Source organism: Marinactinospora rubrisoli, assembly GCF_042664915.1.
Classification (GTDB): domain Bacteria; phylum Actinomycetota; class Actinomycetes; order Streptosporangiales; family Streptosporangiaceae; genus Marinitenerispora; species Marinitenerispora rubrisoli.
Genome location: NZ_JBHTBH010000008.1, coordinates 25,654 through 46,599, shown reverse-complemented (window position 1 = coordinate 46,599; position 20,946 = coordinate 25,654). Strand labels below are relative to the sequence as shown.

The window sequence follows — 20,946 nt, the reverse complement described above, 5'->3', positions numbered from 1 at the left end:
CACGGCGGGGTGTGGTGGCGGACGTCGGCGGGGTGGGTGGTCGGGCCGGGCGGGGGATTCGGCCGGCGCCCGGGAGTCGTGTGCACTTCGGCGGGCTCCCTCACACCGGCCTGGAGGTGATCAGTTCCCTGGCGCGCGTCCGGGCCCACGCGTCCGCGGCGTAGACGTCGGCCAGCGTCAACGCGGACCGGGTGTCCGCATCGCGGTGTTCCGAGACTACCTGGGCGACGATGTCGACGATCGCGGGAAATGCCAGTCCGCCGGCGAGGAACGCCGCGACGGCCTCCTCGTTGGCGGCGTTGTACACCGCGGGGGCGGTCCCCCCGGCGGCGCCCACCTCGCAGGCCACCCTCACGGCGGGAAAGGCGTCGTGGTCCAGCGGTTCGAAGGTCCAGGTGTGGGCGCGGGTCCAGTCGACGGCCGGCGCGGCGGCGGTGACCCGATCCGGCCACGCGAGGCCGTTGGCGATCGGGATGCGCATGTCGGGCGGGCTGGCCTGAGCCAGGGTGCTGCCGTCCACGAACTCCACCATGGAGTGGACGACCGACTGCGGGTGCACCACGACCTCGATGCGGTCCAGGGGGACGTCGAACAGCAGGTGCGCTTCGATGACCTCCAGCCCCTTGTTCACCAGGGTGGCGGAGTTCACGGTGATGACCGGGCCCATGTTCCAGGTCGGGTGGTCGAGTGCGTCGGCAGGGGTGACGTCGGCGAGCTCGGCGCGGGTGCGGCCGCGGAACGGGCCGCCGCTGGCGGTGATGATGAGGCGCCGCACCTCGGCACGGCGGGCCGCGACGTGTCCCTGGGCCAGGCCGGTCAGCTCCGCGTCCGGCACGTGGGGGAAGCAGGAAGCGACCGCGAAGTGCTCGGAGTCGACCGGCACGATCTGGCCGGGCCGGGCCGCCGCGCGCACCAGCGGTCCGCCGATGATGAGCGATTCCTTGTTGGCCAGGGCGAGCAGCCGGCCGGCCCGCAGCGCCGCCAGCGTGGATTCCAGGCCGAGCGCGCCGGTGATGCCGTTCAGCACCACGTCACACGGCCGGCCGGCCAGCTCGGCGACGCCCTCGGGGCCCGCGAGCAGCTTGGCGCCGCTGCCCCGCTCGTCGAGGCGGCGCGCGAGGTCGGCGGCCGTCTCGGGGTCGGCCACGGCGACGGCCTCCACCCCGAGCGCGGCGGCCTGGTCGGCGAGCAGATCGGGCCGGCCGCCGCCCGCGGCGATCCCGATCACCCGGAACCTGCCGGGGTTGCGGGTGATGACGTCGATGGCCTGCGTGCCGATGGAGCCGGTGGAGCCGAGGATGACGACCTCACGCGGTTCGGCGGTGGGCGGGCCTGCGGGGAGGTGTTCGGCGATAGGCACGTTTCCCATTGTCGCGCACCCGGCCGGTGCCGGCCGCCGCCCGGCGGTCGGGGGCGTGGGGAGGGCCGTTGGCGGCGGGAACGCCCGGCGTGGGCAGCGTCACCGGCGCCATCGGCATCACCGGTTTTCGGGCGAACGCGCACGCCACGCGAAATGAACCGAAAGTAAGTACGCGATCACAGAGAGTGTGGCATGATCGCGAGCCATGACTTCGTCCATCGTGCGCAAGCTCGTCGGTCCGCTCGCCGCCGTCGCGATCGCCGTCATCGGCCTGCCCGCCGGCGCCACGGCGGGCGAGACACCCGTCCCTGCCGGTTCCCCCTCGCCCACGGCGTCGGCCCAACCGGCGGCGACGCCGTCTCCCGACCATGGCGTGTTCGGTGGAGTGCTGATGCCGCTGCCGGCGGCCCTGACCGGTGTGGTCCGCCAGTCCGCCGCCACCGACGCCGCCCAGCAGCGGGAGGTACTGGCCTACTGGACCCCCCAGCGGATGGCGGCCGCCGTCCCGCTCGGCCGGATGCTCGACGACACGCTGAGCCGGCTTCCGTTGCCCGGCCCGGTGACCCCCGAGTCCGGCACCCAGGCCCAGGCCGCCCCCTCGGGCAGCAGCCGGGGCGAGCCATGGACGGGCGGCGGCAAGGTCACGCGGACCACCGGCCGGGTCTTTCTCACCAGCAACGGCCGCGACTTCTCGTGTTCCGCCTCGGTGGTACGCGCCGACAACCGCGACACCGTCATCACCGCGGGCCACTGCCTCAAGGACGGCACGGGCGCCTGGGTGAAGAACTGGACCTTCGTACCGGGTTACGACAACGGCCGGCGTCCGTACGGCAGCTTCGTCGCCCGCGAGATGCTGGTGCCACAGGAGTGGTCCAAGAGCGCCGACGACAGTTTCGACTTCGGCATGGCCGTGCTGCACACCGGCTCCGAGGGCGGTCACGTCGCCGACCACACCGGCAGCCAGCCGATCGCGTTCGCCCCGGCCGGCGAACGGCGGCTGTACGCGTTCGGCTACCCGTCGTCGGGCTCCTTCGACGGCCGGCGGCTGCACTACTGCGCCGGCACCACCACTCCCGACCGCAGCGGCACCACGGCGACCGGCATGCGCTGCCGCATGACCGAGGGTTCCAGCGGGGGCCCGTGGTTCCGGGACTTCGACCCGGGGACCGGCAGCGGCACCATCATGTCGGTGATCAGCTTCAAGTACGCCAACGACGCCGGGACGCAGTACGGCCCGCGGCTGGGGGCCGCGGCCCGCAAGGTGTACGACCGGGCGCGGACGCTGTAGCCGCGTCGCGGCGGGGCTGGCCGCAGGGAGCACCGCCCCGCCGCCGCACGCGGTCCCTCCCTGCCGACACCGGACTCGCTGCTCCGCCGTATCGGCATTCGGCCGGCGCGGTGCGACGACGTCGCCGATGACCACGCCACCCGCCTTCAGCACTCGGCGGGCGGATCGGCGGGTCCGGAAGGCCGTCGGGGGCACGGGCGCTGCGCGCTGGACGACCGGCACCGCGTCCGGCCATGGCACCGAGCCCCGCGGGTGCCCCTTCTCCTCCTCCGGTGGGCGCTGCACTCCGTTGGCGCACCGCCGGAACACACCGGTGCCCCCGAGATACTCCTCAATTCGGGAACGCGCGTTGAAGATGGGAGAGCAGCCCGCGAGGAATGCTCGCGGACCGACATGAGAGAGACGCCATGACGGTTCCCCCGGTCTCCTCCGCTCATCTCCGCCGTCCCGCCCGTTCACTGCTCGCCGCCGCGCTGGGCGCGGTGACGGGGATCGCCCTCCTCGTCCCCGGCGGTCCCGCCGCCGCGGACACCGTTCCGCCCGCTCCCACGGCCGCCCCCGGTGTGACCGACCTGCGCGCCGACATCAACGCGCTGCTCCGCGATCCGCTCCTGGAGGGGGCGACCTCCGGCCTGGTCGTGCGCAGCCTCACCGAGGGCGATGTGCTGTACCGGCGCGAGCCGGGCACTCCGCTGATCCCCGCCTCCAACGCCAAACTGCTCGCCTCCGCCGCCGCGCTCGACGTGCTCGGCGCCGGCCACCGGTTCGTCACCACGGTGGACGGCACGGCGGCACCCCGGGACGGCGTCGTGCACGGCGACCTGTACCTGGTCGGGACCGGCGATCCGACGATGACCGCCGAACGCTACGACCGGCTCGCCGCCGACGTCGCGGCCTCCGGGGTCACCGCCGTCACCGGGGACCTGCTGGCGGACGACACCTGGTTCGATGACGAACGCCTCGGCGCCGGCTGGCATCCGGCCGACGAGCCGTACTACTACGCCGCGCAGATCTCCGCCCTCACCGTGGCCGCCAACGACGACTACGACACCGGCGTCGTCGAGGTGACGGTGACGCCGGGGCGCCGCGCCGGGGACCGCGTGCGCGTCGGGCTCACGCCGGCCACCGACTATGTCACGGTGGTCAACCGGGCGCGCACGGTCCGCCCGGCGGACGCACGGGGCGTGTCCATCACCCGGGCGCCGGGCGGCAACACGATCACGGTCTCCGGGACGCTGCCCGCCGGCGGCGCGGCTCAGAGCGACCTGCGCACCGTCCACGAGCCGACTGACTTCGCGGCGCACGTGTTCGCCGACGCGCTGGCGGAGCACGGTGTCAGCGTCGGCGGGCGGATCGGTCGCGGCACCCGCCCGGCCGGCGCGGTCCGCCTGGCGCGGACCGAGTCGGCCACGCTCGCCGAGATCCTGGTGCCGGCCATGAAGCTGTCCAACAACGGTCACGCGGAGATGCTGATCAAGGCCATCGGCCAGGAGGTGTCCGGCGAGGGGAGCTGGCGGACCGGACTGGCCGAGGTGGAGGCGGCGCTCGACCGGTTCGGCGTCGGCACCCGGGGTCTGGAGCTGCGCGACGGCTCCGGGCTGGACCGGGCGAACCGCATCCCGGCACGGCTGGTCGCCGACCTGCTGGAGGCCGCCCGCGAGCAGCCGTGGTCGGCCGAGTGGGAGAACGCGCTGCCGGTGGCCGGTGCCGCCGACCGGATGGTCGGCGGCACGTTGACCAACCGCATGCGCGGCACCGCGGCGGCCGGGAACGTGCGCGCTAAGACCGGCAGTCTGACCGGAGTGAGCAGCCTGTCCGGTTATGTGACCGGTGCCGATGGCGAGCGGCTGGTGTTCGCCATCCTGAACAACGGTTACTCGGGCTCGCCGCCGCGCCCGGTGCAGGACGCGATCGCCGTGCGGCTGGCGGAGTTCAGCCGCACCACGCCCACGCCCGGTGTGCCGCGGGTCCCGGCCGCGGGCGTCGTCCCGCTCCGCGCGGCGGAGACCGGCCGCGCCGGGGAGGCCGGGGAGCTGGAGTGCACCTGGGCGAGGGCCTGCTAGCGTCCGGCCACTCCTGCGGCGACGGCCCGCCGTCGTGCGTCTCCCCGGGCCCGGGGGTGTCCGCGCCCGGGGAGAGCCGCTCGCGTCAGCGGTGTACGACGCGCATGCCGTCGGGCGTGTAGCGGTCGCCGGCCACGACGCCGGCCGGGGCGACTTCTTCGATGGCGTCGAGGTCGGCCTTGGTCAGCGTGATGCCGGACGCGGCGACGTTCTCCTCCAGGTACCGGCGGCGCTTGGTGCCGGGGATGGGGACGATGTCCTCGCCCTGGGCGAGGACCCACGCGATGGCGAGCTGTGACGGCGTGGCGTCTTTCGTGGCGGCGAGTTCCCGCACCTTGTCGACGACGGCGAGGTTCTTGGCGAAGTTCTCACCGCTGAAGCGGGGGTGACCGCGCCGCCAGTCGCCCTCGGGCAGGTCCTCCGGGCTGCGGAACGCTCCGGTGAGGAAGCCGCGCCCGAGAGGACTGTAGGCGACGAACCCGATGCCGAGTTCCCGCACGGTCGCCAGCACCCCGTTGTCCTCGACGTCGCGGGTGAACAGTGAGTACTCGGTCTGCAGGGCGCTGATGGGGTGCACGGCGTGCGCGCGCCGGATGGTCTCGGGCGCCGCCTCGGAGATGCCCAGGTAGCGCACCTTGCCGGCCTGCACCAGCTCGGACAGCGCACCCCACGTCTCCTCGATCGGGACGTCGGGGTCGACACGGTGCTGGTAGTAGAGGTCGACATGGTCCACCCCGAGCCGCTGCAGCGACCCGTCGATGGCCTGCCGCAGGTAGTCCGGCCGCCCGTTGACCCGCCGGGTCTGGCGGCCCTCGGAGTCGACCTCGTTGCCGAACTTGGTGGCGAGGACGATCTCGTCCCGCCGCCCCCGGATGGCGCGGCCGACCAGCCGCTCGTTGGTCCACGGGCCGTACATGTCGGCGGTATCGAGGAAGGTGACGCCGAGTTCGAGCGCGCGGTCGATGGTCCGCAGCGACTCCTCGTCGTCCTGCCCGCCGTATCCGTAGGACATCCCCATGCACCCGAGTCCCTGCTCGGTGACGGTGAGTCCCTGTCCGCCAAGTGTGCGCTGCCGCATGTCGATCTCCCTGTCGTTGGAGGGGGACGACGCCGTCCGGGCGCCGGGCGGCGATCGATCCAAGGTGCGGACCTGCCCCGGCGGCTGCACGGCGAAACCGGCAGGCCGCCCCTTGTCCGGAGAATCCCACCAAAGTTCAACATCCGCGGCCGGACCGGCGGAACCACCGGGTGACGGCCACGATCAGCCGTCGCTGGCCAGGTCCGCGACGACCTGCACCCTCCGGTTGGCGTCGCGCCCCTCGGGCGAAGCGTTGTCCGCAACGGGCCGGTCGGCCCCGTGGCCGGTCACCTCCACCACCAGGTCCCCGTCCGCCAACTCGGCCCGCAGAAAGTCGGCGACGGCACGCGCCCGGTCGAGGGAGATCGCATCGTTCACCACGTCCGGCCCGGTGGAGTCGGCATACCCCGCGACCCGCACCCCGCGCACCTCGTGGCGCTCGATCTCGGCCACGAACTCCGCCAGCACCGCACCCGCCTCGGGACTCAGCCGATAATCACCGTGCGCGAAAAACACCCGCGTTTTCATCTCCGCCGGATGCCCGACCAGAGCGGGAACGGATTCCGCATCGCCCACCGCACCGGAAACCGAATTACCATCGGACCGCATCTCCACCCCGACCCCGGCCGCACTGGCCACGGCGACGTCGTCCTCCGGCCCCGCCACCGTCCCGACCGGCGCCAACGCCACCCCGAGGACCAGGTACGTCGTCAGCAGCACCCCGAACAACGGCAACGCGGGCACAAACGGCCAGAACGCCGGATCCGTCCCCGCGAACCACTCACCCCTCCGCGCCGACCCCCGCCGGGCGCGCCGCCTTTTCGCTGTTTCTCGTGCCACCTTCCGAAGAATAGAAAAGCCGGAGATCAGCGCGATCAGCGCCGAAAAAATGGCCACGCCCAAATCTCACGCCGACTTTCACCCAGCGCGAACACTCCCACCGTTTCCACGCACTGGCCCGGGGCACCCGCGAAGCACGTCACGAAGTGGCCGGTTTCGGCCACACGAAAACCCACTGCGTGATCTGCGCCACACACAGAAGTCGCGCTGGTGAAACGCACATCGCAGCCGGACAACCCGCAGATCACCCCGGTGCCCGACCGAAAACACCGCCACGTTGGGCGCCCCGTGTATCACCGGCATTTCTCCCGAGCCGACCGCCGGGTCAGGCATGATCGGTAAAATGGCGCTCTCGCCCGTCTTTCGCCCCACCCAGCAGGAGCGCGAGTGTTCGACCTGGCCCGCATTCCGGATATCCAACAACGGATCCGGGAGGCGACGGCGCGGGATTCGCGGCTCCTCGACGGTGTACTCGGCGACGTCCGCACGCTCAGAGCGCAGGTCCGGCCGATCCAGCCCCGGCACAGCAGCGCCGTGTCCCTGGTCGCGTCCGACGGTGGCAACAACCAGCTCCGCTTCAACCCCTTCACGCTGCAGGTCGTCCGAATCGTGGACAGTCACGGCGTCGAGATGTTCCTGGACGTGGTGTCCCCCTCCACCGACACCGTGGAGCTGGGCCGCCGCCACCTCGACGACCCGCACAGCGTCCTGGGGACACTGATGCGTGACCTCGGAGTCACGTCACTGGCCGAGCTGACCCCCATGATCCCGCCACGGCCGCGGTTCGCGCAGTGGCCCGCCGTCTTCCGCGACCTGTGCGAGTGGGCGGTGCTCTACGACCTGGTCTGCTACCGCGACTGGGGCACGAACACGCTGATCGTGCGGGATGGCCTGCTGCGGTCCCGGATCTTCGCCGGCGACCTCTTCCACGCTATGTACGAGCGGATGTGGGAGGCGATCGCCTTCGCCAGGCGACGGTGGAAGCGCGACATCTTCCTCGTGGGCATCGCCAAGCGATCGGAGGTGGTGGACCGCTACCGGCTCGCCATGTCGATCGCGGACCTGTTCCCCACCGGGCACCCCTACTACGCCGCCGTGCCCTACGAACTCCAGCGCAAGATCTACGGCCGTGCCGACTACATCCGTCCGCCCGACGACACGGACAGCTCGGGCGACGAGGACGTCCCGCGCCACAACATGGGGGCAATGCACCTGGTGCGCTTCGGCGGGGAGTCCGGGGACCCGGTGTGGACCGTCGACCTGCTGCACCCGCAGCGGGACCGCGCGCAGGAGGTGTTCGGCTCGCTGCTGTACGACGCCCAGTCGGGCTTCCCCATGCCCTACTACCCGCTGAGCCTGCAGGAGGCCGACCAGCACGCGCAGGTCGCCGACTTCGACCTGGAGATCCTGCAGGACTCGCTGGAGGACGCCGTCCGGGAGCACATCGACCCCGAGCGTCGGCACCTCTTCGACGCCTTCAACAAGCTGTACGTGTCCGACGTCGCCGCCCGAAGGTACCGATGAGCCTCTTCCACTCCGCCGTCACCGTTGGCACGTTCCTCGGTTTCTCCGAAGGCGGCATGGAGTTCCACGCCGACCTCGTGCTCCCCTACCGGAGCGACTTCCAGTCCTCGCCCATGCATGGGCAGTTTGTGCTCGTCGGCCTGGAGCACGACTCCGAGGCGGTGCTCGGCCGCATCACCACAATTTCGGCCCATGGCCGGCTGGTGTCACCCACCGGCGAGGACTACGCGATCCGCCAGCAGCGCGAGGACCGCCCCATACCTGAGAACCTGCGCGACCAGTACCTGAAGTACCGGGTGGACATCCGCATCCTCGGCGTGCTGCGAGAGAAGGAGCCGGGGCGTCCGCCGGTGTTCGTACCGTCCCACCGGCGGCTGCCGCACGTGGGCGCGAAGGTGGCCTTCCTGTCCGACGCGATGCTGCAGCACGTCGCGGGCGCCACCGCGGATCCGGCCGCGACCGCCGAACTCGGGTTCCTCGCCCTCGGCGAGTTCGTCTACGGGGCGGGCGACCCCCGGGCCGATGGCGACCCGCGGCTGGAGCTGCGCAAGCCCGTGGTCGTCCCGCGGTTCGACATCCGGCACCTGGTGAGCCGCCGCTCCTTCGTCTTCGCTCGCGCCGGCTTCGGCAAGTCGAACCTGGTCAAGCTGCTCTTCGCCAACCTGTACGGCGGCGGACAGGCCCCCACCGTCGAGAAGCGCGGCGGGCGCCGCGTACCGGTCGGCACCGTCGTCTTCGACCCAGACGGCGAGTATTTCTGGCCTGATGACAAGGGGAGGCCCGGCCTGTGCGACGTGCCCGGCCTCATGGACCAGGTCGTGGTGTTCACCGACAAGGAGCCGCCGAGCGACTTCTACGGCGCGTTCGTCGCCGTGGACACGGTGAAGCTCGACATCCGCGAGCTGCCGCCGGCGCGCGTCGTCTCCCTGGTCATCCCGCCCGAGCGCCAGGACCAGCAGAACGTGGTCAAACTGCGCCAGCTCAAGCGCGACGAGCGGTGGGCGCGCCTGGTGGATGCGGTCCACCGGGACGGCAACGCCACGGACCTGAAGGTCTTCTACGAAGTGCTGCGGCTCAAGGACGACGGCACACAGGACGCGGAGGCGATCGCCGCGCGGTCCAACATGGCGCGGGTGGTGGACACGCTGCACGACCCGGCCAGCCGGCTGCTCCAGGCGCTGAAGACCGCTTTGGGCGCCGGCCGGCTATGCATCGTGGACGTTTCCAAGCTGCGCGGCCCGCAGGGCCTCGCGCTGGCCGGGGTGCTGCTGGAGGACATCTTCGAGCACAACCAGGAGCAGTTCACCAGGCGGGATTCGCGCACCATCCCCACGATCGCGGTGATCGAGGAGGCGCAGTCCATGCTCGCCCCCGCTGGCGCACACGGGGAAGGCCCGTTCGTGGCGTGGGTGAAGGAGGGACGCAAGTACGACCTGGGCGCGGTGCTCATCACCCAGCAGCCCGGCTCCATCTCGACGGAACTGCTGTCCCAGGGCGACAACTGGTTCGTCTTCCACCTGCTCGCCGAACGCGACCTGCGCGCCCTGCGCCAGGCCAACTCACACTTCTCCGTCGATCTGCTGTCGTCCCTGCTCAACGAGCCCATCCCCGGCCACGGCGTCTTCTGGTCCAGCGCGGGCGAACGCCCCTACCCCATCCCGCTGCGCGCCCTGCCCTTCGAAAGCACCTACGAGGTCGCCGACCCCACCGCCACCCGCCCGGCCCCCGACGTCTCCGCCTCCCGGCTACGAAGGGCCCTGGACGCCGAACTGACCGCCTCGATCACCAAGGCCGGCGGCCCGGTCGTCACCGACGGCACATCCGTCGACGCCGTCCAGACCCACGTCCAAGCCGCGATCCAGGGCCTGCGGAAGCGCGAGGAGTTCCACCGCAAACTGCACTCCACGAGCGGCATCCCGTGGGCCCAGGTGGAGAAACTGCTCAGCGAGGAGATCCCCGCTTCCCTGAGCCCGGACCCGGTGCGCTGGATCCGCACCCACGGCGTCGTCAAACGCGCCCTCAACGAAATCCTTGGCTCCCAGAACCAGGCGTGGTCCACCGAAAAGCGCCCGTCTGTCCACACGGGTCGGCACCCCACCTGGATCATGCCCCTCGGAGATGTCCCTCCGCCCGACGACCGCCCACGACCTCACCGCCGGCCCGGGCCGCCACTGAACGGCGTCTACGTGGAGACCGACTTCGACGACGACGAACCCTGGCACGGTCCGCCGCGGTGATGACCTCCGCACCTCGCGGATTCCCGCCTTTCGCGTCTGCCACGTTCGCTGCTCTCTGGCAGACGGACCTTCTTCCAGGTATCACGATCCTGCGCGAATGCGTTACGGAATCACGCCATTGCTGGTTACATGGCTGTACATCCCCATTTCCACGGAGTGATCCCCAATGCCGTTGGGATATCGTGGCATCTTCGAGGTCGACGCCACCACGGACGCAATTCAACTCGCCACTCAGGAGTTCCGTACCTGGCTACAGGGCCAGTCCTGGGCCACAACGCACGACTGGGAGGGGCCCGGGCACTTTCTGATCGGGCCTGATGCCAGTCTCACCATCCTGGAGCACTCCGCCGAGGACGGCCGGCGACTCTTGCGGCTCCGCTCCACCAGCACGAACAACGGGCTGCGGTGGACGACAACCCTGACAGCCGTAGCGGGATCGCGAAAGTCAGCCGGCGGTGATCTCATCTGGATCGATGTCCGCTCCGACCGGCTCAAGAACACCACGGGCAACTCCGCGCGGATGACGGCGTCCGTCCCCCGGCTCGCGCGGCAGATCCTGGAGACGACGGTCGTGCGCGACGGCCGGGCGGAGATCGCGGCGCTCCCCCGGATCGTGCGCGGAACCGACCCGCTGGAGGTCGAGAACCTGCTGGAGGTCATCACCGATGACGCACGGCAGATCGGCGTTGTCGTCGCCGGGGCGTTTCCGGGCCTGTCGGTCGAGCTGTGGCGGGACACCGTTGCCAAGGTGCTCCGCGAGTCGGTGGGCTTGCACGCCGGCTACGTGCTGGACGAAGCGGCCTTCGACGCGCTGAACGCGGCGCTGCCGGGAGAGCACGCGGTACCCCAGGCCGGTCTGCGGACCTATCTGCCCGGCGTCGATCTGAGCGATCCGCTCGACGGCACGCGGCACCGTGTCCTCTCTCCCGCCGCCATTGACGCCGGATACGTCCGAGGGCGAGTGACACGGCGTCTTCAGTGGACGCTGGGGCACGCGGTCCGGGCCCATGCCATGGAGCGGGCGCTCCCTCGTGACGTGCGGCGTGCCGACCAGATTCTCAACCGCATCGAAACCGACACCCTCCTCGCCTCGGTCGAATCCGGCGACCGGAAACGGAGCAAGGCCGCAACGCCGCCCGCTCCCACACCAGCCCCGCGCCCGCCAGCGGTCGTTCCCGAGGAGAAGCCCGTCCGCGAGGTGCCGCTCGTCCGGCCCGGCACTGCCCACCGGGAACCCGATCCGGCGGCCGCCTCGGAGCCGGACTACCTCACCGCACTGCGTGACCTCCTCGCCGACGCCGTCGGCACGGAGGATGTCACTCGCGAGGCGCTTCATGAGCTGCGGAAGGTGGTCCGGTCGGCCAGTACCGCGGAACGGCGTGAGGCGAAGCTTCGCGACCAATTGGAGAACATGCAGCTGCAGATCTACGAGCTCCAGTACGAACAGGAGCGGCTCCAGCGCGAACTCGATGACGCGCAGCAGGAGCACAGGGGGTCCGAGGAGCAACTCCACGAAGCGCACGATCAGGTGCGCTGGCTGCAGAAGCAGCTCACCGAACTCAACGCGCCGCACATCGCCTGGTCTCAGGTTCCGGCGGACGAGCGAATGAGTGCTCCCGACTCCTTCCACGAGCTGGTGCTGCGCCTGGAAAAGGAGGATCTGCAGTATCTCCGTTTTACCGGTGACCCCGAAGTGACGCTTGACCTGATGTCACGCGACCGCGCGGGCGCCTGGGCGGGAAAGGCGTGGGAAGCCCTGCTGGCGCTCGACGACTATGCCAGGTACCGCGCCGAAGGCAACTCCTGCGAAGGCGTGCACGCGTACCTGAAGCAGACGCCCGCGGGCTGGCGATCCTACTCCGCTAACCGGCATGCCGCTACGGAGAGCCGGACCGTCCAGACCAACACGAAATGGCAACAGCAACGCATCCTTCCAGTGCCGAGGGACGTCCATCCCGCCGGCAAAGTCTTCATGGGGGCGCATTTCAAGATCGGCGCCGGTAACGCCGTCAGTCCTCGGCTCTACTACTACGACGACACCTCCAGCACTGGTCTCATCTACGTGGGATACCTGGGGCGGCATCCGGACAACACCCAGTCCTAACCCGGCTCACCGGCGACGGTGTTTCGGCTTGGTTCGCCCTCCTCTGGTTGACATATACCGCCTCGCCGCGAATGCTCTCGGACCACGGTCCCGTGCCGGACCGCATGCCGACGGCCACGAGGAGGCCCCCTGTGAACGAGTTTCTGCTAGTCCTGACCGGAGGCGCCGTCAGTCTCGTGACCAGTGCCGCCGTCACCTGGTCGCTGGGGCGGCAGGCCGCGCGCGGGCGGGATCGGGAGGTGGCTCGGGAGTCGGCTCGGCAGTTGACCGGGTTGTTCATCGCGGCGCGGGATGCTCGTGGGGCGGCGGTCGAGACGTTGACTGAGGCCGAGGTCGTGGCCGTGGGGATCACGGACCGGGTGGTGCGCGAGCGGGTGCGGGATGTGCTGCGGCTGCTGCGGGAGCACCACCTGCCGGAGATGGAGGAGCTGAGCGGGGTGCGTTCGGAGCAGGCGCGGCGGGCGTTGTGCGATCACGTGCTGGAGGTGCTGGGTGCGCACTTCCGGGGGGAGCGGGTGCCGGCGCTGCCCGACCCGTTGCGCCGGATGCTGGACGTGGAGAACGAGGTGCTCGGCATCCGGTCGGGCGCGGGTGGCGCGGCGGGCGGTCAGGCCGTTCCGGTGGAGGCGGACGCCGCCGATGGCGGGGACGCGTCGGCGCCGGCTCGTAAGGGGCGGCGCAAGGCCGGGACCACGTCGCGGGCGGGGGCGGCCGCGTCCGGGTCCCCGGGGGCGTCGAAGGACGAGTCCGACGGCTGATCGCGCCGGCCGCCTTCCGCCGCCCCTACTGTTCCGCCGCCCCCCTACTGGGCGACGCCGCACCGCCGGGACGGCGTCAGTTCCCCTCTTCGCCGGCCACCGTGTCGAAGACGAGGTCCGTCCAGCCGCCGGGTGTCCGGTCGATCTCACCGATCTCGTTCATGAAGGCGCTCAGGCGTTCCAGCCCCTGCGGGGTCGTGGTGAACTCGGTCCCCTCACGAGTGAGGTAGTCCTCGTACTGCTCGGCCGTGATGTCGCCGTCCTCCGCCTCGGCGAGGATGCCGGCCGCCCGGCTCGGGTCGCCGGTGATGAGTTCGTTGGCGCGTGCCACGTTGGCGTACAGGGCCTCGATGACGTCCGGGTTGGCCTCGGCGTACTCCTCCAGCGCCGTGACGACGTTGAAGCCGTGCGGCCCGCCGAACGCCTCGTAGCTGTCGACGAGGATCCGCGCCCCCTGCTCGACGGCCTGGTACTGCGACGGCGGCGCGGTGACGGCCGCCGCGATCTGCCCGCTGAGCAGCGCCTGGAGCGCGTCCGGGTGCGGCATCGCCACCAGGTTCCCGGTGAACCGGTCCGGGTCGCCGTACCGGTCCTGCGCCGCCTTGGCGAGCGCCATGGCCTGGATGGAGCCGGGCTGCGGGGTGGAGATGCGGTCGGAGTCGGTGATGTCGTCCAGGCTCTGGATCCGCTCGTCGAGCGCGACCATCCACAGCGGCATGTTGTTGAGCGCCGTGACGACCCGCCACGGCACCCCGCTCGCCCACGCCTGGACGAAGGGGGCCTGGCCGCTGGTGCCCAGTTCCAGGCTGCCGCCGAGCAGCCCGTCGCGGCTGGCCGAGCCGCCGCTCAGAATCCGCCACTCGACCGTGCGGTCCGGCAGATCCTCCTCCAGCCAGCCCTGCGCCTGGATGATGGTGAGCGGCGCGTAGCTGAGGCCGTAGCCCGACGCGATGGCGACCCTCCGGTCGTCACCGGAGGCCGCGCCCGGCCCGCCGCACGCCGAGAGCGGCCCGACGACGGCGGCGCCGAGCAGCACCCCCACACCGCCGCGCAGAACGGCACGGCGTCCGGGACCACGGCTCATGTCACTGCTCCTTGCTTCATTCCCCAGCGAACGACGGTCTGCCGTTCGAGGACCGAGAACACGAGGTCGAGGGCGATGCCGATGACGGCGATCGTGACGAGCCCCGCGAAAACGTCCGGGATGTCGAGGTAGAACCGGGCGTTGTTGATGAAGAATCCGAGGCCGCCCTGGGCGCCCGCGACCCCGAAGACGAGTTCGGCGGCGATGATGGTCCGCCAGCCGAACGCCCAGCCGGTCTTGACCCCGGCGACCGTATGGGGCAGGGCGGAGGGCAGGTGCACGTCGCGGATCAGCCGCCAGCCGCGCAGCCCGAGGGAGCGTCCGACCATCAGCGTCGTCTGCGGAACGGTGCGGAACCCGGTGCCGAGGTTCACCGCCATCGGCCAGAGCACCGCGTTGGCGACCACGAAGACCAGCGCGGTCTCGTTGAGGCCGAACCACAGCATGGCGAGCGGCAGCACGGCGACCGAGGGCAGGGGGTTGATCATGGCGGTGAGCAGCGAGAGGACGTCCTCGCCCACGCGCGTCGCCACCGCGAGCGCGGTGAGGGCGAGGGCGAGCGCCATGCCGATGACCATGCCGAAGCCGAGGATGCGCAGCGTGGTCAGCGTCGGCCCCACCAGTGCGCCGCTGCCCCATCCCTCGACGAGCGCGACGGCCACGTCCCACGGGGAGGAGAACACCAGCGGGCTGACGTCGGCGACGGCCACGTAGAGCTGCCACAGCCCCACGAGGGCCGCGAACAACAGCGTGCGCCGCAGCACGGCGGGCAGCCGGGACCAGGGTCCCGCACCGGCGCGGCGCGGAGGGCGGGCGGCACCGCCGCCGGCGCGGGGCGCCTTCCCGGACCCCCGGTTCCGTGGCCGCTCTCGCCCCGCGCGGGGCGGGCTAGTCGAAGACGCCATGGGCGGCTTCCTCCTCCTCCGACGCCAGCAGCCCGCGCAGGTGCCGCCGGGCCTGGACGAACCGCTCCTCGTCGGGCTGTTCCAGCCCGGCGACGTCGACGTCGTCGCGGACGCGGGACGGCCGTCCACCGAGAACGATCACCCGGTCGCCGAGCAGGATCGCCTCGTCGATGCTGTGGGTGACGAACAGCAGGCTCGCCCTGGTGCGGCGGGCGAGTTCGGCGAGTTCGTGCTGGAGACGGCCGCGGGTCTGCGCGTCCAGTGCGCCGAACGGCTCGTCCATCAGCAGCATCCGGGGGGCGAGGGCGAAGGCGCGGGCGATGGCCACCCGCTGTTTCATCCCGCCGGAGAGCTGGTGCGGGTAGCGGTCGAGGGCGTGGTCCAGGCCCATGAGCGTCAGCTGTTCCCCGGCCTGCCGCCGTGCCTCGGCGCGCGGCGTGCCGGTGGCGCGCAGCGCGTAGGCGACGTTGCCGATGACGGTCCGCCACGGGAAGAGCTGGTCGAGTTCCTGGAAGACCACGGCGCGGTCCGGCCCGGGCTCCAGATCGGCGCGGCCGTCGAAGACGACGCGGCCGGAATCCGGGCGCAGGAAGCCGGCGACCGCCTTGAGCAGGGTGGACTTGCCGCAGCCGGACGGCCCCAGCAGGATGACCTTCTCGCCCTGCCGGACCTCGAAGGTGGCCTCCCCCACGGCGGGGACGTACCCCTGTGGCTGGTGGTAGCCGATGGCCACTCTGTCCACGGTGAGCAGCGGCTCACCGGAACCCCCGGGTGTCGTGGCGGAGTCGGTCGCGCCGGCCGTCTGGGACACCGTCCCACCTCCTTTCCGGTGTCGCATGTGGCACCATGCCCGCTTTCCCCTCTTAACCCGCCAAACATACCAAATAAGTAGACTAACGATCACCTCCCCGGCGCGGGTTTTCCACAACCCCGGAATCCCGGTTTTCCGTGCTTCCACCGTGAATCGAGACTGGAGGAGTTGGATCGGCTACAGCACCTCAGGCCCGAGCATCTCCGTACCGGCCATCGCCGTCGAACGGCCGCCAGCACCGAGCCCCGCACCGGACCGGATCCGGCGCCGGGCACTCCGCCGAGCTAGGAGGCGCCATGCCCACCGTGCCCCGTCAACCCCGCCGTTCGTCCGCACCCGCCCGCGCCGCGCTGTGCGTCCTGCCGACGGTCCTGCTCGTCCTCCTCGTCGCGGGCGGCTCCGCCGAGCCCGCCCGAGCCGCTCCCGGCCGCACCGGCGGCCCGCCGTCCGGCGCCGTCGGCGTCGGCGTCGAGTGCGACGGCGGGGCCGTCCGCGGCCGGGCACGCGCCTACTGCGTCCAGATGGTCCGCGAGGGTCTGGTTCCCCGGGTGCGCAGCGAGGCGCTGTTCGACACCGGGCGCATGTCGGGCGTGTGGCGCCACTACGACTTCGCCGACGGCGCCCGGGTCCGCATCACCGTGTACGAGGGCGGCGCGGTACCGCCGACCTTGGAGAACGCCGTGGCCGAGCACGGCGGCTTCGAAGCCGGCCGGCCGTTCCTGCTCGACGGCCGCCGCGCCCGGGTCGCCTCCGGCCGGGTGGCCTTCGAACCCGCCGACGCGGAGCTGGCGCCCGGCGCGGGGCCCGCCGCGGTGGTCGTCGAGTCCGACGTCCCCGACGATCTGACCCCCGTCGGCATCGCCCAGGGCATCGTGGTGCTGCCGTGAGCGGGCGTTCAGCGGCGGACGGCCGCGCGGACCCGGAGGAAGTGGCCGGGAATCCCGCCCCGTCCGGGCACGAGGCGACCTTGCCGGCGGCGGTCCACAGGGCGCCGTCGATACCGGTCCGCGCGCCGGCACGGGCGCGGCGCCGGGAGCAAGGCGCAGGCGGGTCGGCGCTCCGGCGCGCCACGTCGTGGCCGGTCAACGCCGGCCCGGCGGGCTCCTGCGGACGGTCACCGTGGGAGCCCGCCGCCGGCGGGTCAGTTGAGGACCCGCACCGGCGCGCCGTCCAGGAAGGCCACGATGTCCTCCACCGTCTCGCGGTAGAAGACCCGGTAGGTGTCGTGCGTGCCGTAGCCGATGTGCGGGGTCAGCACCGTGTTGGGCGCGGTGCGCAGCGGGTGGTCCGGCGGCAGTGGCTCTGTCGAGTAGACGTCCAGGGCGGCTCCCCCGATCCGGCCGGTCACGAGGGCGTCCAGCAGCGCCGCCTCGTCCACGATCGGGCCGCGCGAGGTGTTGACCAGGTAGCTGTCCGGCCCGATCAGATCCAGCTCCCGCCGCCCGATCAGCCCGCGGGTGCGGTCGCTCAGTTTGAGGTGCAGGGTCACCACGTCGCAGGTGCGGAGCAGTTCGTCCTTGGGCACCAGCCGCGCACCCGCCTGCTCGGCGCGTTCGGCGGTGAGGTTGCTGCTCCAGGCGAGCACGTCCATCCCGAACGCCGTGCCCACCCGCGCCACCCGGGTGCCGAGGCGGCCCAGGCCGATCACCCCGAGCGTGCGGCCCGCGAGGTCGCCGCCCACCGTGTGCTGCCAGCCGCCCTCGCGGACGGCACGGTCCTCGGCCGGCACCCGGCGCAGCAGGGCGAGGATGAGCGCCCAGGTCAGTTCGGCGGTGGCGGCGGGGGCCGATCCGGTGCCGCTGACCGTGATCCCCAGCTCACGGGCGGCCGCCATGTCGATCGAGGCGTTCGCCATGCCGGTGGTCACCAGCAGCCGGAGTTCGGGCAGCCGCTCCAGCACGGCGCGCGGGAACGGCGTGCGCTCCCGCATCGCGCACACCACCGTGAACGGGGCCAGCCGCGCCACCACGGCCTCGGGGTCGGCGAGGTGGTCGGTGAAGACGGTCGGTCCGGCCCCGGGCGGCAGGCGGTCCCAGTCACCGTAGCGGCGGGCGATGTCCTGGTAGTCGTCGAGTACCGCGATCCGCATCGTCACCCCGGCATCCTACGAGGCGCGGCGGCGCCGCTCCAGCGGCCGGCCGGCACGGTGACGGCGCCTGTGCGGGCGAGCCGGGGCGGCGAGGTCACGGACTCCGGCGCCATGTGTCCGCGTCGCCATAAGACGCTTACCTTCCGCCCGCCGACCTGCTACCGGAGCGGGCGGCTCCGTTCCGGGGCCGAACGGACCGGTGTACCAGGTCGCGGCCCGCTCGCCCCGGTCCGCCGACCGGCCCGCGGGGTGCCGGCGTCACCGGTGGTTCGCCGCGGTGACCGTTCTCGGCTGTACAGCGTTCGACGGCATCCCTCTTCCGTACGCTGCGCGTTTGGCGTATTACTCAGGAGTCACATTCCGTTGGCACGAAGGGATCCCCCGGATGCGTCCCCCCGCTCGACGCCTCACCCGCTCGCTCTTCGCGGTGCTGCTGGCCGGCCTGTTCTCGCTGCTGAGCTCCGGCGTCGCGCACGCCGCGCTGCCCCCCGCCCAGCTCCAGGCCGTGACCGACGACTACCTGTACAACCGCTCGCTGCCGGAGTTCGTCTCGATCCGCGCTCAGCAGCCCTACGCCGACCAGCTCGACTGGAGTTCCGACGCGTGCAGCTGGTCGCCCGACGCGCCGATCGGCTACGACTTCACCAGCAGCTGCAACCGGCACGACTTCGGGTACCGCAACTACAAGCTCCAGTCGCGGTTCACCGAGGACAACCGCCTGCGGATCGACAACAACTTCCGCGACGACATGTACTCGGTCTGCGGAAGCAGCTCGGTCTGCCGCGGTGTCGCGAACATCTACTACCAGGCCGTCCGGCAGTTCGGCGCCTCCAGCACCAGCACGGCCGAGGCCCTCGCCCAGGCCAACGCCGTGGAGAAGGCCGAGCTCTACGTCGCGCGCGCGGCCGAGTGACACCCGCCCCGCGGCCGGGCCGGTCCCCGGCCGCGGGGCCGGCCGCTCAGCGCTGGTCGATGACGGAGCGCTTGCCGGCCAGGAAGCGCTCGGTGAAGAACCGGATGTCGGTGTTGATGAGGGCGACGTCGAGCTCGATCTCGATGTGCCGCCCCACGAAGAGCTTCATCCCGGGCAGCGGCGGGAAGCTCTCGATGCCGAACTCGAACCGGTCCAGCCGTCCCGAGCCGGTGAAGCTGGCCAGCGCGGCGTCCCCGAAGGGGTACGGCTGCTCGCCCAGGAACCGCCCCACCAGCGGCACCGGCCGGGTGACGCCCCGCAGGGTGAGGTCGCCGTGGAACACCCACACTTCGGGGTCCTCCGTCGGCTCGGCCCGGTGGCCCTGCCACGTCATGGTCGGGAAGCGCGCCGTGTCGAGGAAGTCCGGGGATCGCAGGTGGTTGTCCCGCCGCTCGATCCCGGTGTCGACACTGGCGGTCTCCACGGTCACGCTCGCGGTACTGCGCTCGGGGTTCTCTCCGATCCACACCACACCGGACACCTTGCCGAACCGGCCGCGGATGCGCACCAGATCCTGCATGCCGGCGGCGAATCCGATCGTCGAGTGCACGGGATCCACGTACCAGGTGTCCGCTCTCGGGATGCGCACGGTCCTCGCCCGCGGATCGCCGTCCCGGACGACGTACAGCCGCCCGGACTCTCCGCCACCGCTGTCCATTCGCCTGCTCCCCTGGTCGGCGTCTCCGGCTTCGCGCCGGGCTCGGTCGTCGTCCGGAGATCACGCTAAACCGGCCCGTGGGGCGGAGCGGTCACCGACCGGGGAAAGCCCGACGGAGCTTCACGGAAGAGATAGGGTTCCGCAACCGGAACGTGGCTGCACCGGCCGCGCCCGGCCTCAGGCGGCCTGGCATTTGGGGCACCAGTACAGCGTCCGGCCGGCCAGCCGCGCGGACCGCACCTCGGCCTGGCACACCCGGCACGGTTCGCCGGTCCGGTAGCTGACGTAGAACGCGTCCGAGCGCGGCACCGGCCCGGGGCCGGGGTCGGCGCGGTCCGCGGGACGGGTGGTGATGATGCGGCCGTCGCGGACGCCGTCCCGCAGCAGCGCCACCAGGTCCGCCCACAGCAGGTCCCATTCTTCCCGGCTGAGGTCCCGGCCCGGGCGGTAGGGATCGATCCCGGCACGGAACAGCGACTCGGCCCGGTAGATGTTGCCGATCCCGGCGATGACGTCCTGGCGCATCAGCAGCGCGGCGATCGAGGTCCGGGACCGCCGGATCACCTGCCACGGCAGATCGGGGTCGGCGTCGGCCCGCAGCGGGTCGGCGCCGAGGGCGGCCTGGGCGGCGTCCTTCTCCCCCGCGCTCAGCACCACACAGGCGGACGGGCCGCGCAGGTCGGCCCACCCGGCGGAGCTGACGAATCGGGCGCGCACCGTGCCGGCCGGCGCCGGTGGGACGACGAAGCCCTCGTCGTCCCGATCCAGGACACGCTCGCCGCCGCCCTTCACCCGCGGCGCGCCGAGGCTGCGCTCGCCCGCGGCGTTGCCGAACGTCCACGCGCCGTACAGCCCCAGGTGGACCCGCAGCCAGGAGCCGGAGTCGAACCCGAGGAACAACTGCTTGCCGTGCGCCTCGCTCTCGACGAGCCGGCGGCGGTCCAGCAGGCGGGCGCCGTCCGCGAAACGTCCCTGGGGGCTGGAGACCCGCACCCGCCGGCCGCCGTAGTTCTCCGCGAAGTACGCGGCCAGCCGGTGCAGCGTGTGGCCCTCGGGCACTCGTTCCCTCCCCGCGATCGTCGGCCTGACGGCGGCTCGCCGCACCCGGCCGCACCGCACTCTATCGGCGGGCGGCGGCTGGTGGGGGCGCCTGCGGGCGGGCACGATCGGGATG

The 20,946-nt window shown here is 71.8% G+C and carries 17 protein-coding genes; 8 read left to right on the top strand and 9 right to left on the bottom strand.

Features of this window, described 5'->3' with window-relative positions; translation table 11 throughout:
* Positions 1-100 precede the first annotated feature (100 nt).
* Entirely contained in the window at positions 101-1,360 is a 1,260-nt protein-coding gene (gene dxr / locus ACFQRF_RS17245; RefSeq protein WP_379872133.1) for a 1-deoxy-D-xylulose-5-phosphate reductoisomerase, read from the bottom strand.
* Between the two features lie 205 nt (positions 1,361-1,565).
* Between dxr and ACFQRF_RS17240 the strand changes: the two genes are divergently transcribed.
* Together ACFQRF_RS17240 and dacB are read left to right on the top strand one after the other, a co-directional pair.
* Positions 1,566-2,648, top strand: coding sequence for a trypsin-like serine peptidase (locus ACFQRF_RS17240; RefSeq protein ID WP_379872132.1), 1,083 nt, complete (start codon positions 1,566-1,568; stop codon positions 2,646-2,648).
* Positions 2,649-3,055: 407 nt separating this feature from the next.
* Entirely contained in the window at positions 3,056-4,711 is a 1,656-nt protein-coding gene (gene dacB, locus ACFQRF_RS17235) for a D-alanyl-D-alanine carboxypeptidase/D-alanyl-D-alanine endopeptidase (RefSeq protein WP_379872131.1), read from the top strand.
* 85 nt (positions 4,712-4,796) lie between these two features.
* Here the strand turns inward: dacB and ACFQRF_RS17230 are convergent, their stop codons facing one another.
* Together ACFQRF_RS17230 and ACFQRF_RS17225 are read right to left on the bottom strand one after the other, a co-directional pair.
* Positions 4,797-5,789 (bottom strand): aldo/keto reductase, encoded by a 993-nt coding sequence (locus tag ACFQRF_RS17230; RefSeq protein WP_379872130.1) that lies wholly within the window; start codon positions 5,787-5,789, stop codon positions 4,797-4,799.
* A gap of 183 nt (positions 5,790-5,972) precedes the next feature.
* Positions 5,973-6,686 (bottom strand): OmpA family protein, encoded by a 714-nt coding sequence (locus ACFQRF_RS17225; protein WP_379872129.1) that lies wholly within the window; start codon positions 6,684-6,686, stop codon positions 5,973-5,975.
* 330 nt (positions 6,687-7,016) lie between these two features.
* On the opposite strand from ACFQRF_RS17225, the gene ACFQRF_RS17220 reads away from it, so the two are divergent.
* The 4 genes from ACFQRF_RS17220 (at position 7,017) to ACFQRF_RS17205 (ending at position 13,252) form a co-directional block, all read left to right on the top strand.
* Positions 7,017-8,153, top strand: a complete 1,137-nt coding sequence (locus ACFQRF_RS17220) for a hypothetical protein (RefSeq protein ID WP_379872128.1) — start codon at positions 7,017-7,019, stop codon at positions 8,151-8,153.
* Complete coding sequence (locus ACFQRF_RS17215; protein WP_379872127.1) at positions 8,150-10,390, top strand: ATP-binding protein; 2,241 nt, start codon at positions 8,150-8,152, stop codon at positions 10,388-10,390. The genes ACFQRF_RS17220 and ACFQRF_RS17215 overlap by 4 nt, the downstream gene beginning before the upstream one ends.
* 166 nt (positions 10,391-10,556) lie before the next feature.
* Positions 10,557-12,494 (top strand): hypothetical protein, encoded by a 1,938-nt coding sequence (locus ACFQRF_RS17210; RefSeq protein ID WP_379872126.1) that lies wholly within the window; start codon positions 10,557-10,559, stop codon positions 12,492-12,494.
* A 131-nt stretch (positions 12,495-12,625) separates the two neighbouring features.
* Positions 12,626-13,252: a hypothetical protein gene (locus ACFQRF_RS17205; RefSeq protein ID WP_379872125.1), complete on the top strand. Its 627-nt coding sequence runs from the start codon at positions 12,626-12,628 to the stop codon at positions 13,250-13,252.
* A 76-nt stretch (positions 13,253-13,328) separates the two neighbouring features.
* Here ACFQRF_RS17205 and ACFQRF_RS17200 read toward each other — a convergent pair whose 3' ends face one another.
* From ACFQRF_RS17200 to ACFQRF_RS17190, 3 genes are all read right to left on the bottom strand, one after another.
* A complete protein-coding gene (locus ACFQRF_RS17200) occupies positions 13,329-14,336 on the bottom strand; it encodes an ABC transporter substrate-binding protein (protein ID WP_379872124.1) in 1,008 nt (335 codons plus the stop codon).
* Complete coding sequence (locus tag ACFQRF_RS17195; protein ID WP_379872123.1) at positions 14,333-15,100, bottom strand: ABC transporter permease; 768 nt, start codon at positions 15,098-15,100, stop codon at positions 14,333-14,335. The genes ACFQRF_RS17200 and ACFQRF_RS17195 overlap by 4 nt, the downstream gene beginning before the upstream one ends.
* A gap of 124 nt (positions 15,101-15,224) precedes the next feature.
* Positions 15,225-16,052: an ABC transporter ATP-binding protein gene (locus tag ACFQRF_RS17190; protein ID WP_379872122.1), complete on the bottom strand. Its 828-nt coding sequence runs from the start codon at positions 16,050-16,052 to the stop codon at positions 15,225-15,227.
* Positions 16,053-16,348: 296 nt separating this feature from the next.
* On the opposite strand from ACFQRF_RS17190, the gene ACFQRF_RS17185 reads away from it, so the two are divergent.
* Positions 16,349-16,939, top strand: coding sequence for a hypothetical protein (locus ACFQRF_RS17185; protein ID WP_379872121.1), 591 nt, complete (start codon positions 16,349-16,351; stop codon positions 16,937-16,939).
* A gap of 254 nt (positions 16,940-17,193) precedes the next feature.
* On the opposite strand, the gene ACFQRF_RS17180 is transcribed toward ACFQRF_RS17185, so the two are convergent.
* Positions 17,194-18,141, bottom strand: a complete 948-nt coding sequence (locus tag ACFQRF_RS17180; RefSeq protein WP_379872383.1) for a D-2-hydroxyacid dehydrogenase family protein — start codon at positions 18,139-18,141, stop codon at positions 17,194-17,196.
* 385 nt (positions 18,142-18,526) lie between these two features.
* On the opposite strand from ACFQRF_RS17180, the gene ACFQRF_RS17175 reads away from it, so the two are divergent.
* Positions 18,527-19,054 carry a phospholipase gene (locus ACFQRF_RS17175; RefSeq protein WP_379872120.1) on the top strand — a complete coding sequence of 176 codons (528 nt, stop codon included), beginning with the start codon at positions 18,527-18,529 and terminating at the stop codon, positions 19,052-19,054.
* A gap of 46 nt (positions 19,055-19,100) precedes the next feature.
* Here the strand turns inward: ACFQRF_RS17175 and ACFQRF_RS17170 are convergent, their stop codons facing one another.
* A complete protein-coding gene (locus ACFQRF_RS17170) occupies positions 19,101-19,772 on the bottom strand; it encodes a YceI family protein (RefSeq protein WP_379872119.1) in 672 nt (223 codons plus the stop codon).
* A 177-nt stretch (positions 19,773-19,949) separates the two neighbouring features.
* On the bottom strand, positions 19,950-20,831 hold the full coding sequence (locus tag ACFQRF_RS17165; RefSeq protein ID WP_379872118.1) for an Fpg/Nei family DNA glycosylase: 882 nt from the start codon (positions 20,829-20,831) through the stop codon (positions 19,950-19,952).
* Between the last annotated feature and the right edge of the window lie 115 nt (positions 20,832-20,946).